The sequence below is a fragment of the Mucilaginibacter sp. 3215 genome (assembly GCF_050433785.1).
GTDB lineage: Bacteria > Bacteroidota > Bacteroidia > Sphingobacteriales > Sphingobacteriaceae > Mucilaginibacter.
On sequence record NZ_JBNPWO010000024.1, the window covers coordinates 18711 to 31796 of the forward strand.

A 13086-nucleotide genomic window follows, 5' to 3' on the forward strand; every position below is an offset into this window, starting at 1 on the left:
TGATTAAAAGCTTGCGCTTGCTCCTATTGTAAATGTCCTTGTAGTTGGATACTTGTCGCGGTTATCATTACCGGGGGCAAGCCCGCTTCTGTCAACTTCCGGATCAACACCTTTATAGCCCGTTATTACAAACGTATTTAACGTTGACACATAAATGCGCGGCGAATGGATATATTTAGATTTAAGGCTATTAAAGGTATAGCCAAGATTGATGTTATCAATTTTCCAGAAATCGCCGTTTTCGATATAATAACTGTTAAACTCAAGCGGCATATTACTATTAAGTACTGCTGTGCCAAAAACCTTATCCCTTGCAGATTTTAAACGGTTGTAGTATTGTATTGATGTATTTTCATAATACATGCGTTGAAAGTTAAGGATCTGGTAGCCGAAAGCGCCGCGCATGGTTACGCTAAAATCCCAGTCTTTATACCTGATATTATTGTTCCAGCCGGCATAATATTTTGGCAAGCCGTTACCCAGTACTTTTTTATCCTCAAAACTGTGTGTAAACTGGCTGTACGGAACCGACTTGCCATTAGCATCTTCGTATATCCATTGGCCGTCATTTGAAACACCTGTTACTTTAAAACCATAAAAATCACCGATATTCTTACCAACCCTAACTATGTTGGTAAAAGTTTGAATAGGCTCGCCCGTACCACCAGTTGTAAAATAATCGCTGGTTGCTTTATACAGGTCATTCGATAAGCTGATGAGCTTATTGGTATTGGTTGAAAAGTTAAAGCTGGTAGTCCACTGAAAATTAGCGGTACGCACGGGCGTAATGTTGAGCAATACTTCAATGCCCTTATTTTGCATGGTGCCTACGTTGGCCCTTGTTGAGTTAAACAAATTTGGAGGGCTGGGCACTGCATAATCATACAGTAAGCCCTTGATCTTACGATCATAAAGATCAACCGTACCAGTCACCAAACCTTTCAGCAAGCTAAAGTCTAACCCCAGATCAGTTTCATGCTTTTCTTCCCATTTCAAATAAGGATTGGAGTTTTGATAAGGGCCGAGGGTTTGGATCCATTGTCCGTTTGAAAGCACATAGTTGCCATAATATATGAGCCCTACACCTAAAAAACTCTTGCCTGGCTGGTTACCCGTAACACCATAACCCGCCCTGAATTTAAGGTCGTCAAAAATATGCTGCCCTTGCATGAAAGGTTCTTTGGTTAACCTCCAGCCAACCTGTACTGCCGGGAAAGTACCCCATGGTTCTTTGGTGCCATATAACTGACTAGCGGTTTCGCGCCTGACACTGGCCAAAAGCAGGTACCTGTCTTTATAATTGTAAGTTGCCCTGCCAAAAAAGCTGATCAGGTTTGTTTGCGATCCGGTACTGCTTTCAACGCCCAAACCTTTGGCAGCGGCACGGCCCAAACCTATATTTTTATAACCGAAAATATCGGTAGGGAAATCATGATTTTGTTCAAAAAAGGAGAATGAGTCATTGTCCTGGTAGCTATATCCGCCTAAAACAGAAAAGCTATGGCTACCTAAGGTCTTTTTAAACTCAGCTGTAAGCTCCAGCAACCTATCAATTGATTGTAAGGATCCTACCGCTGCATAACCATTTAAATGATCGCGGATGGTGGAGATATTTTGCTTATTTTCTGAATAACCGGCAGTTTGGTTAAACCTGGTATATGAGCCCAATGCCGAAAGTTTAAGCCCAGTTATTGGTGTATAGGTTATGGTTGAATTATATTTCGCTGTTGTGTTTGAGGTGCGGCCATCGCTGTTGTATAACATTGATACCGGGTTTTGGTAATTGAAAATGCCTGGTTGCTCAAAATAAGTACCATCCGCATTTTTTATTGGCGATGTAGGATTTTGTAATATGGCCTGGCGATAAGTATAGCCATTGAAAGTACCTCCATCCTGAGTTTGGGTAAAGCTGTTATTTTGCTGCAGTAAACCAAAGTTGATCTTTACCTTATCATCAAACATGTAGTGATTGATATCAACCCTGCCCGAAAACGTAGTATTATCAGACTTTTGAAAAATACCGTTTAACGAACGATAGTTAGCCGAGGCCAGGTAATTGGTTTTACTGTTGCCGCCCCTGAACGTAATGTTGTGTACCGTAGTTATAGGCAGGTTATTTGAAATTGCTTTAAGCCAATCAGTTGAACTGCCCTGATCATAGTCTTTAAGCCTCGTACCTGCAGCAATCTGTTCACGGTAATCGGTCGCTGTTAGTAATTTGGGTTCGCGGGCAAGTGTTTGCGTACTTATGTAACCGCTGTAATCAACAGCATTAGTAAAATTACTGCTGGCCCTTTTTGTGGTGATGATGATAACACCGTTGGTACCGCGCACACCATAAATTGCCGCTGCCGACCCATCCTTCAGCACATCAATAGTTTCAATATCTTCAGGCACTACGGTTTTTAGATTTCCGGGGACACCGTCAACCAAAACAAGCGGATCGGTATTTGCGCCCAGCAATGTGGAATTACCCCTTAGCGCGATTTGCGACCCTGATGTCGGGTCGCCACTTGGGGCAGATACAGTAAGACCAGCAACTTTGCCCTGCAAAAGCTGACCGGCGTCCAATACCGGGCCTTTTACAAAATTTTCAGCTTTAACTGTGGCTACCGAACTGGTTACATCACCTTTACGCTGGCTGCCGTAACCAATTACAATTACTTCGTTTAATGAGCTTGGTGTAGCTTTTAACTGCACGTTGATCACTGTACGCCCACCGGCCGGAATTTCCTGTGATGTAAAACCAATAAATGAGAATAAAAGGATAGCCCGTTCCGTTTCAGAATCCGGAATATTAAGGCTGTACCTTCCGTTTGCATCAGTTTGCGCGCCCATGGTAGTACCTTTAAGCGCTACTGTAACACCGGGCAGGGGCTGATCATGATCATCAGTTACCTTACCCGTAATGGTTTTGGCAACCGCCAGCGATTCGTTTTCTTTATCATCGGTATTGTTTTGTTTAATTACCGAATTTGCCTTGCCTAAAACTATCTGATCACCTATAATATCAAACGTTATTCCTCTTGGGGTTAGCAATTTATCAAGCACTTCGCCAAGTTTTTCCTGTTTGGCATCAAGCGAAAGGCCCTGTTCTTTTTCAACAAGGTTCATATGATAAACAAACTTGAGGCTGGTTGCTTTTTCCAGCTGTTGGATTGCTTTAATGAGGCTTGCATTTTGAATATTATAATCAACACGCCTGTCAAGCAGGCTCTGCCCCTTGCTGGGATTAGCCAGGGAAACGCCTGTAAAAACGAGCAGGATTATAACTTGACTAAAAGTGATTCTCATAATTTTACACCAGTCAAAGTGGTTTTGTAAATAAATCTTCATACATTTAAGTGTTTCTTTTTGAAAAAATTGAGACAAAGGATTCCCGGATCACCTTGTTAAAGGCGTTGCACACCGGGGATTAAAAGTTTATAGGAGTGTCTCCAGCACTCCTATTTCCTTTTCCAGGAAAATTTGAGGGGATTGTTTATGTATCGGTTCTTTTATCCATATAGGTTAATTAGGGTTTTATTGGTGTTTTATATAATTGGTTATTTAGTACTTTCCAATACAAACTGGTTACCGTTAACACGATAAGTTACATTCAGCGTTTTTTTCAGGATCTCCAGTATTGTGGGAAGGTTTTCGTTGGTAAAATCAGCCTTCAGGTTATCAGTATTGATCTTATTATCGGCCGAACTGATATTTACATTAAAACTTTCATTCAATGTCCTGAAAACATCCCTTAGCGGCGTGTTATTAAATGACAGGCTCGCCTTTTTCCACATACCTATCGAAACATCTTTGATTTCCATGTTCTTTGTCAGGTTATCAGTAGGCTTATCGTACACAGCCTCCTGGTTGGGCAGCAACATTACACCATCACCAGAATCGGCAATAGCTGTCTGCGTATTATTTACCTGCGTAGTACCTTTACCGGCAACCGATACCGAAACTTTCCCGGTAACTACATCAACCTTAGTTGTTTTATCACCGCTATAGGCCCGGATGCGAAAACTTGTTCCCCATACTTTGGTTATTACGTTACCTGTGTAGATAGAGAACGGGCGCGTGTGATCTTTGGTAACTTCAAAAAATGCCTCTCCGCTTAAGGATACTTTTCGGCTTTGCTTTTCAAAGGCTTTTAAATAGGTTAAGGTTGAATTAGGGCTCACCCATACCCTGCTGCCATCTGACAAGGTGATTTGCCTGATAGTCCCGGTCGTATTGGTAAATACCAGTTGCTGATCGTTAAATGTTTTAAGCGTACTTCCCGCAGGAGATGTTCTTAGCCAAACAAAAAACACTGCTATCAGCACAGCGGCCACACCCGATAGCCAATAAGCTATCTGTTTCAGTCTGGACTTTCCAGACTGTAGCGAAACCACATTTTCATTTTCTGCAACGTCAATATTCTGTTTGATATTCTCCCACATCAGGGCCTTAAACAGGCGCTGTTCATCTTCGGATAAAACAGATATATCATCGGGCGCATGTTGATAAGAAGCATACCAGGCATGAATTGTAGCCAACTCCTGCTCATTGCAGGTGCCGGCAAAATATTTATCCAACAGTTCGGCAGGTAAATTCTTCTTCATTGAGCTTGTTTTAGGACAAGAATTATTTATGGTTTATAATAAGATGTAACCCAGGTAAGGCCCAACCCCTACTTTGATTGTTATTTTTTTCAAAAAAATTTAAGGAAGTGCGATTAAGACAAAAAAGAGAGATGTCTGAATGCCTAAACAACCTCTTGTAAAGCGGGAAAGCTATTTGCGCAGAAATAGGAAAGTAAGTAAAAGCAAGCTGTTAAGATTAACCCTTAAATATCTTAATGCTTTGGTAAGATGATTCTCGACGGTTTTTTCTGAAATACCCATCAATTGGGCTATTTCCTTATTGGTTTTGTATTGCTTGCGGCTTAGCTCAAATACATTGCGGCATTTTGGAGGTAATTGGTTTACCTCTGTTTCAACACGTTCCAACAGCTCTTTGTAGTAGTAATTCTCTTCTGTTGAATTATCAAAGCTGTTATTCACCAGCAGCAGGATCTCGGCATATGAGTTTCTTACAGCCTCGGCCCTTTTATAGTTTAATACAAGATATTTGATAGAAGTAAAAAGATAGCCTTGCAATGATGTCTGGATTTTCACCTGCTCCCTGTTGATCCAAAAGCTGGTAAAAAAATCCTGTACAATTTCTTGTGCAGTTTCTCTTTCTTTCACGCGCTTATATGCGGCTGAGTAAAGCTTTAGCCAGTATCTGTTATAGATCTCTTCAAACGCATCAATATCTCCAAGCGTAAAGAGCTCTGTTAATTGAATATCCGTATGATCACTAAGCCTTTTCATTCAAGATAAATCACCTTTACCGTCATTATGCATCCGGCATTATAAGCGTTTAAATTACATTTAATTAAATGCAATAAATTTAATCAATTCAGATTACTGTTTACGTTTACACACCCTAAGCGGATAATATTGTTAAAGGACAAATTAATTTTAGGTTATAACGGAGCCAATATACAATTAATTTATATTGAAAAAGCAAATTAATTGTATTTAAAACACTAATAAAATTAACAAGACAGCCTTTTTCGCAATTTTCTTTAATAATAAACCATAGGAGGTTGACCTGTTAATTTATGTACTGATACCTTCATCTTTGTTAAATAAGCACAAGCGATTTGGTTCTATAAGGTGGTTTATTAGGTGAGCTCTAATTGAATGAAAATACAAGGCGTTGATTTATAGCGGAAATTAATCCAGTTATTATTCCCTAACTCTCCTCCGCTCTAATTTAGAAAAAAGGCTCTCAGTGCCTCCAGAGGACTTCTCAGATTATCCTGTCCTCTTGGAAACTAAAACGACATTCTCTTTGATCTCGTAATAGTCATATAAATTCTGAATTTGGCTATCTACCGACGAGCATAATTGTATTTTGATATCGAATAAAATTGTATTTTACTAACAAACAATTTTGTATTTTTGTGTCAAATGAATTATTATGGTACTTCAATCCGCTATTAACCAGGTTATTGAAACTCAAAAAGCGAACCTGGCGCAAAAAGATCCTGGTCTGAAAAGAGATGCGCTGGCAACTTTGCCAGACCTTTCGACATTGGCATTAATTGTTTCGGGAATAAGGAGATGCGGGAAAAGCACGCTGCTCTTCCAACTACTCAAAGAGAGATATCCTGATGCATTATATCTTAATTTTGAAGATCCCCGGCTTTATGAATTTGGCCCTACCGACTTCGCCAGGCTGGATGAATCTATTAAGGCCAGCGGAAGTAATGTACTTTTTTTTGACGAGATCCAAATTATACCGGAATGGGAAAGGTATGCGAGGCAAAAGCTGGATGAAGATTATAAATTAGTAATAACAGGCTCTAATGCCTCTTTATTAAGCCGGGAATTGGGAACCAGGTTAACCGGGCGGCACATCACAAAAGAGCTTTTCCCTTTTTCTTATCACGAATTCTGCGCCTTTAAAGATTTATCTTATGATAAACCCTCCTTATTGAGTTATTTAGAATTAGGCGGCTTCCCGGAATATTTAAAGCAAGGGATCCCTGAAATATTAAATCAATTATTCGAGGATATTTTGATCAGGGACATCGCAGTTCGCTATGGCATCAGGGATGTTAAGACGTTGCAGCGGCTGGCATTTTACCTGCTCTCTAATGTTTCAAAGTTGATCACAGGTAACAGGCTCAAGACATTGTTTGAGATCGGGTCTACCAGTACAGTTATGGAGTATTTGTCACACCTGGAGTATTCATATCTGTTACAATTCGTGCCAAAATTTAGTTATTCTTTAAGAAAACAAATCGCAAACCCGAGGAAGGTTTATGCGATAGATACCGGCCTGATCAATGTTAATTCAGGTTCTTTTACAGAAGATAATGGCAGAAAGTTCGAGAATTTGGTTTACCTGCACCTGCGTCAAAAACACCGGGAGATCTATTATTTTGCTGAAAAGAATGAATGCGATTTCGTTACCACGAATAACGGCAAATTGATAGAGGCCGTTCAGGTTTGTTTCGAATTAAACCCTGATAATATCAACCGTGAGTTGGATGGTGTGGTTGAAGCGCTTACATTTTTCAATGCTGATGAAGGCTTTATCGTGACGCTTGATCAAACCGATCGCCTGGAGAAAAATGGTAAAGTTATCCATGTAGTTGCGGCCCATCAATATTTATCAAAATAATGACGTCGAAAAGCATGCATTTCGTGCACATTGCTTTTTTGCCCCCTCTATTTGGAAGGGACTACTAAAGATTTTGTTCCTTCCGCTGACGTTAAAAATACGACCTAAAGTGGGGGCTACATGTGAAAAATTATTCGATAATCTTATTTCTTCTATACACTGGTTCCTGATTGGTTAGAGGACAACAACGAATAAATTCCTATCGTGAGATTACCTTACTCACCACTATCGCGAAGGTAGTCCAAGCCGGAATAAAATGTCAAGTATTTATGTAATAGCTTTGTTTAAAACCAAACACTAAGCTTATGCAAACACCACGGTTGTTTATCGGCATAGACGTTCATAAAAAGAGCTGGGCGGTTAGTATCAGGACCGACCTTTTCGGCACAAGACGTTCAATATGCCATCAGAGCCTGATACGCTGATTGGATACGTAAATCAGCACTTTAATAATTACCCTGTAGAATGTTGTTATGAGGCATCCTGCTGTGGGTTTATACCTAATCGGCAATTGACACAGGCTGGCTGGGACGTCAAAGTGCTTAATCCATCTGATATACCAACGAGTGCCAAGAACAAAGATCAAAAGAATGACCGGATGGATTGCAGGAGTTTAGCCAAGCAGTTACAATCAGGCCATCTTACCGGGACCTACGTGCCAGATGAGCAGCAGGAACAGCTGAGAAGCCTTTTCAGGCAGAAGAACAACGTGGCCAAAGTTATGCGTAAACTTAAAAGCCAGGTCAAGGGTGAGCTATTATATTATGGTATAAGTTGCCCTTGAAGTTTGATAATGCTACCTGGATCAGGGAAATGACCACATGGCTGGGTAATCTTGAATGGAAATATCCTACCGGTAACTCCAGCTTGCAAAGTAAACTTAGACATTTGAGCTTTGTGAGGCAAGAATGGCTAGATATTAACATAGAGCTTCAGCAGTATATTACGATGCACTTTAAAAGCGATTTTCAATTACTAATGACCATACCTAGAATCGGACCCATCATAGCCATTGGCATACTTGCCGAACTTGGTGATATGAAAAGGGTTCCGGAAGTTTGATCAGTTAGCCAGTTTTGTGAGGCTGATACCGAGCATTTACAGCACGGGTGAAACGGTACAGGTAAGAGGACTAACTCATCGAAGTAAAACGCTGATCAGAAGTTATTTGATTGAAAGTGCCTGGGTATCTGTAAGAAGAGATGCAACAATGCAAACCTATTACCGGACCCATGTGGGGAAACAATCAAATAAGATAATCGTTAAGTAGCCCATAAGTGCTTACGAAGAATATGGCATGTAGTTAAATCAGGGGAGGGTTATAAAACCGGACATAGCGGGAGCAATAAAGAACCAGATAGCACTGCGCCTACGTGTTACTATATGGAAAACTCTCCGAGTTTACACACATACTAACCCGACAAACAATAATAACAAGAAACCCTTTTGTGCTCGAAAGAAAAAGAGGAGACTGCATTGTATACCCTGCAACTAGTAGTTTGCAACGTCAAGTAGGCAGCACCTTTTATTACAAACCCATGATTAATACTGGCGGCTTCTTTAGGATGATCGCAAATAGGAGGATGAGAAACACGGGGTGATCTTTGGAGAAATGTCAGTGAAAACTGTCAGTGAAATGGTATTTCCTTTCTCGTAGACTTTGAGAAATAAAACGCAAATAATGCTTTAAAATAAAAAAAATCAATGATTTAACCCCACTCTGGCGAGTGGGATTAAATCATTGATTTTAAGGCTCCCTAACTGGGCAGAATTCGAACCACTTTTTAGAACAAATGCGCATTCTGAACGAATTAAAGCATTTTTAATGAACTCCTACTGTGCGTTTCTCGAACCGCACAGTTTAGGGTTCGAGTCCTGCTCGGGCTGCCAACCCAATAGAAAATATTGCAGGAATGACGAGCGTTCTATAATAAAACTTGCATAAGCAATATATAATAATGAATCATCGCAAGTTGCTAATGCAAAATATTTATACGGTGTAATTATTCTCTTACACAAATGTAGTGAACAAAGTTTTTATCATCCGGACAAGTTTCGGTTACACATATAGAGCCGGTTAGACAAGCGGAAGTAGAGCTACATTCGTTAGTACAATTAGACGGAGGTTGCGCTGTTCCACCTAAAATATTTTTCATTTCAGCGCGACTGAGTTTGGCAAATTCTGGCATATCGTATTTGTTTTTTTGATTATTATCGGAATTACGCACCGACAGTTAACGGCATATTTATTTCAAAGGATATGCTCCTTTACTTTTGCGAAAAGTTTCTTTACTTTACTATTTGACAAACATTTCATATCGACTTTCACGGTTAGTTTCAGCGAGAAGGATAGGACTATTGTCATTGTGTATTTATCGCCCTTATTAAATTGCGGGTAAGCCTTTGTAAAAGTGTAGCATCGTCGGTAATAATATCAGCATCGGCAATCATACCCTGCCGCAATCTTATGCTTTTTTTAATGGTTGGATTAATGGTCTCAAAGCTAACCTTGGATGAGAATACACTATCCCTGTAAGGTACTTCAGAAATATAAATTATCCGACCCTTTAGTATTCCGTATTCTTCAAACTTATAACTACGCAATTTTATTAAAACCTGCTGGCCTTGTTTAACCTTACCCATGTTGTCCTGAGGGATACTCATATCGCCAAAATAGGTTGTACTGCTTTGATTAATATAAAAGATTTCGGTAGACGGAGATACCATTTGGTTTTGTTGAATATTGCCAGCAAATGTTATCTTACCACTTTGGGAAGCCGATAATACATATTGGTTTTTCCAATCTTCCATTTGGCTTATTAAACTGTTTAACGCCTGAGAGAATTTTGTCTTTTCCTCTATAACCTGGTTATCGAGCTCCAATATTTCCTTTTGCTTTGCCAGTAAATTTGTTTTAGCTGTTATCAGTGCTGCTTCTGATTGTATGAGCGGTGATTTTTTTGCTATGTATCTGCTTTCCTGTTGTCTTAATTCTGCCGGTGTTTCGACTTTTTGATCAGCCAGTTTACGGTGCACATTATAATCTTCTTCAGCGAGAGAAAGGTCTTGTTGCTGTAACATGCGCTCATTATTGAGTTGAACAGTTTGTTGATTTAAACTGATTATATCATCCATTAGAAAGGCGCGCTTTTTTATCAGAAAACCGCTTCGGACAGTAGCATTGTACGTAAGGAACGACTGGCTAAAGGTTTGAAAAGCTGTTTGCAATTCACCGAGTTCATCATAATGCTGCTTATTAAAAAAATCCGCAAATATCGTATTTCCCGATGTAAACTGCCGTTGATACTGTTTTAACGACACTAATAAATTAAGCACCTGTTGATGGTTTGCCGTGCTTTCCAGATACGCCAGCGGCTGGCCCGCATTAACGGTTTCGCCGTTATTTATAAGCAATTTTTGCAATCGGCCGGTAATTTTCGGAACGATGGTCTTAGCTACGTTAGGGGATGTGATGCTGAGTTTTGTTTTAACAATTTCCGGATACTTTATTAGAGCTGACAGACTCAGGATCAGCAACAAAGCAAAAAAGAAAACAGTTGTTCCCCAGCGCAGTATCCATGAAGGTATAGCAGTGATAATATCCTGCATATCATCGCTATGGCGGGTAGAGCTTTCTACTTCTGTATTAAATGGCATAAAATATTTATCAGGTGCCTAATTCAAGCTGATTTTTCACAAGTTCATAATATTTCCCCTTAATTGCGGTTAGCTGCTGATGGGAACCCTGTTCAATAATGGCGCCGTGCTCCAACAAAATAATGTTATCGGCATTACTGACCGTACTTAACCGATGGGCTACAATTACCACCGTTCGGCCAGTAAAAAAATCCCTCATATTATTCATTATAACCCGCTCGTTATTAGCATCAAGTGCGTTTGTTGCTTCGTCAAAAAAAATATACTCGGGATTTTTGTATACAGCGCGCGCGACTAAAAGCCGCTGGCGCTGCCCCTGACTTATGCCATTGCCCTCCGCGCCGATTTTCGTTTTCAAGCCAAGCGGTAAACTCTCTATCAGATCTAGGATATTTGCCACATTAATTGCGTAAGCAAGTTTAACCTTGTCAGGATATTCATCTCCTACGGCTATATTGCGTTCTATTGTATCAGAAAAAATAAAGCCATCCTGCATAACAACGCCGCAGGCGCTGCGCCAACGTTTAAAGCCGATATTATTTAATAATTGCCCACCAACCTTTAATTCTCCCGTATCAGGTTCATAAAAACGCAGCAACAATTTCAAAATTGTCGTTTTCCCGCTACCACTCATACCGACAATCGCTGTGGTCTTGCCTTGTGGAATTTCGAAGTTTAGTCCTCTAAGAACAGGTTCATTCCCGACACCAGGGTACTTAAACGTAATATCATTAAGGCTAATGCTTAAGTTTTGTGGTAAATGCTGACTGAATTCTTTTTCTACAGGTTCTTCATCCGACAATTCGTGTATTTCGTTTAACCGTTCAAGGCTGATCCTTGCATCTTGAAAGTTTTGAATAAATAGCAGGAACTGTTGTACAGGAGCGTTTAACTGCCCGATAATATATTGCACTGCCATCATGGCTCCCAGAGTAAGTTGCCCATCGATAACCGCCTTAGCGCTTAGAAGCGTGATAAGCAGGTTGGTGGATTCATTAATGAATGTGGAACCACCTTGCTGGTATTGATTCAGAGCAAGGTTTTTAACATTGAACTTGAACAAACGCGCTTGCAGGTGTTCCCATTCCCATCGTTTTTGCTGTTCGCAGTTGTTTAGTTTTATTTCCTGCATCCCACTGACCAGCTGCACTACACTGCTTTGGGTTTTGGCAGAAATCTCAAAGCTTTTGTAATTAATATCGCGTCTCCTTTTTAAGAAAGCTGCGATCCAGCCAATATATAGCGCGCTGCTGAGCAGATAGACGCCAAATATCAAGACGTTGTAATAGACCAGTACGACAGAAAAAATCAACAAATTAAATAGGGAGAACAACGTAGTAAGTGTTGATCCCGTGAGAAAACTTTCTATGCGGCGCTGATCATTCATACGTTGCATGATGTCGCCCGTCATCTTTGTATCAAAGAAACTAATAGGCAATTTCATCAGTTTGATCAGAAAATCGGTAAGAATAGATATGTTTACGCGTGTACTGATATGAAGCAGTATCCACGAGCGGATAAATTCCACGCTCACTCTGCCGACAATTAACATAGCCTGCGCAATTATAACAATGTATACGAAGTTTAGATTACGGACATTGATGCCAATATCCACTATCGATTGTGTAAGAAAAGGAGCGACAAGTTGAAGCAGGCTGCCAATTCCTAAACCGAACAAGAGCTGTACTATTAATTGTTTGTAGGCGATCAGATAACGCAATAAAAAACTCCATGTAATCGAGTTGTTTCTTTCATCTTCCTGTTCATAAAAATGCGGTGTTGGGGTAAGTAGCAGCGCGATTCCTTCGTTAACATCTTGATCAGAGACCCAGCTTTTCCGAAAATCCGACTCTGATAAAGTAACAAGGCCGCTGCCCGGATCAGCAATATAATAACGACCGTGCTTTATTAGGTAGAGTATTACAAAATGATTTTGCCGCCAATGGAGTATACAAGGCATTTCCGCTTCTTTAAGATCTGTTAAATTCAGCTTGGCTCCAAGCGACCGGAAGCCGATCTTTTCTGCGGCGTCACTTATCCCTAAAAGAGAAACCCCTTCCCGATTGATTTCGCAAAGTTGACGTAAAGTTTGTATCTTAAAATTACGTCCAAAGTGTTTTGCAACCATGCGTAAACATGTAGGGCCGCAGTCCATTTGGTCGGGCTGCTTGTAAAATTGGAAAGCCATAAGTTTGAAATAAGGTAGGCTATACTGTTACT

Annotated in this window: 8 protein-coding genes and 1 pseudogene; 4 read left to right on the forward strand and 5 right to left on the reverse strand. The window is 40.2% G+C overall.

Going from position 1 to position 13086, the window contains the following annotated elements:
* Positions 1 to 3 precede the first annotated feature (3 nt).
* The 3 genes from ABIC84_RS24980 to ABIC84_RS24990 form a co-directional block, all read right to left on the reverse strand.
* Positions 4 to 3294 (reverse strand): SusC/RagA family TonB-linked outer membrane protein, encoded by a 3291-nt coding sequence (locus tag ABIC84_RS24980; protein ID WP_429265346.1) that lies wholly within the window; start codon positions 3292 to 3294, stop codon positions 4 to 6.
* A gap of 251 nt (positions 3295 to 3545) precedes the next feature.
* Entirely contained in the window at positions 3546 to 4592 is a 1047-nt protein-coding gene (locus tag ABIC84_RS24985; protein WP_426582177.1) for a FecR family protein, read from the reverse strand.
* A 171-nt stretch (positions 4593 to 4763) separates the two neighbouring features.
* Positions 4764 to 5345, reverse strand: coding sequence for an RNA polymerase sigma-70 factor (locus ABIC84_RS24990; protein WP_429265347.1), 582 nt, complete (start codon positions 5343 to 5345; stop codon positions 4764 to 4766).
* Positions 5346 to 6000: 655 nt separating this feature from the next.
* On the opposite strand from ABIC84_RS24990, the gene ABIC84_RS24995 reads away from it, so the two are divergent.
* The 4 genes and pseudogenes from ABIC84_RS24995 to ABIC84_RS25010 form a co-directional block, all read left to right on the forward strand.
* Entirely contained in the window at positions 6001 to 7209 is a 1209-nt protein-coding gene (locus ABIC84_RS24995; RefSeq protein ID WP_429265348.1) for an ATP-binding protein, read from the forward strand.
* Positions 7210 to 7609: 400 nt separating this feature from the next.
* The gene (locus ABIC84_RS25000; RefSeq protein WP_429265349.1) at positions 7610 to 7993 is read left to right on the forward strand and encodes an IS110 family transposase; all 384 of its coding nucleotides are present in this window, start codon (positions 7610 to 7612) and stop codon (positions 7991 to 7993) included.
* A gap of 194 nt (positions 7994 to 8187) precedes the next feature.
* Entirely contained in the window at positions 8188 to 8271 is an 84-nt protein-coding gene (locus ABIC84_RS25005; protein ID WP_429265370.1) for a transposase, read from the forward strand.
* Positions 8267 to 8479 (forward strand): annotated as a pseudogene (locus ABIC84_RS25010) (transposase); the annotation flags it as partial. The gene ABIC84_RS25005 and the pseudogene ABIC84_RS25010, both read left to right, overlap by 5 nt.
* A 1091-nt stretch (positions 8480 to 9570) precedes the next feature.
* Here the strand turns inward: ABIC84_RS25010 and ABIC84_RS25015 are convergent.
* Together ABIC84_RS25015 and ABIC84_RS25020 are read right to left on the reverse strand one after the other, a co-directional pair.
* On the reverse strand, positions 9571 to 10866 hold the full coding sequence (locus tag ABIC84_RS25015; RefSeq protein WP_429265350.1) for an HlyD family secretion protein: 1296 nt from the start codon (positions 10864 to 10866) through the stop codon (positions 9571 to 9573).
* A gap of 10 nt (positions 10867 to 10876) precedes the next feature.
* Positions 10877 to 13054, reverse strand: a complete 2178-nt coding sequence (locus tag ABIC84_RS25020; RefSeq protein ID WP_429265351.1) for a peptidase domain-containing ABC transporter — start codon at positions 13052 to 13054, stop codon at positions 10877 to 10879.
* Between the last annotated feature and the right edge of the window lie 32 nt (positions 13055 to 13086).

Excerpts from the sequence above, each read along its gene's own strand:
- ABIC84_RS24980 (WP_429265346.1), bottom strand. The coding sequence starts at position 3,294 with ATGAGAATCACTTTTAGTCAAGTTATAATCCTGCTCGTTTTTACAGGC.
- ABIC84_RS24985 (WP_426582177.1), bottom strand. The coding sequence starts at position 4,592 with ATGAAGAAGAATTTACCTGCCGAACTGTTGGATAAATATTTTGCCGGC.
- ABIC84_RS24990 (WP_429265347.1), bottom strand. The coding sequence starts at position 5,345 with ATGAAAAGGCTTAGTGATCATACGGATATTCAATTAACAGAGCTCTTT.
- ABIC84_RS24995 (WP_429265348.1), top strand. The coding sequence starts at position 6,001 with ATGGTACTTCAATCCGCTATTAACCAGGTTATTGAAACTCAAAAAGCG.
- ABIC84_RS25000 (WP_429265349.1), top strand. The coding sequence starts at position 7,610 with ATGCCATCAGAGCCTGATACGCTGATTGGATACGTAAATCAGCACTTT.
- ABIC84_RS25005 (WP_429265370.1), top strand. The coding sequence starts at position 8,188 with ATGACCATACCTAGAATCGGACCCATCATAGCCATTGGCATACTTGCC.
- ABIC84_RS25015 (WP_429265350.1), bottom strand. The coding sequence starts at position 10,866 with ATGCCATTTAATACAGAAGTAGAAAGCTCTACCCGCCATAGCGATGAT.
- ABIC84_RS25020 (WP_429265351.1), bottom strand. The coding sequence starts at position 13,054 with ATGGCTTTCCAATTTTACAAGCAGCCCGACCAAATGGACTGCGGCCCT.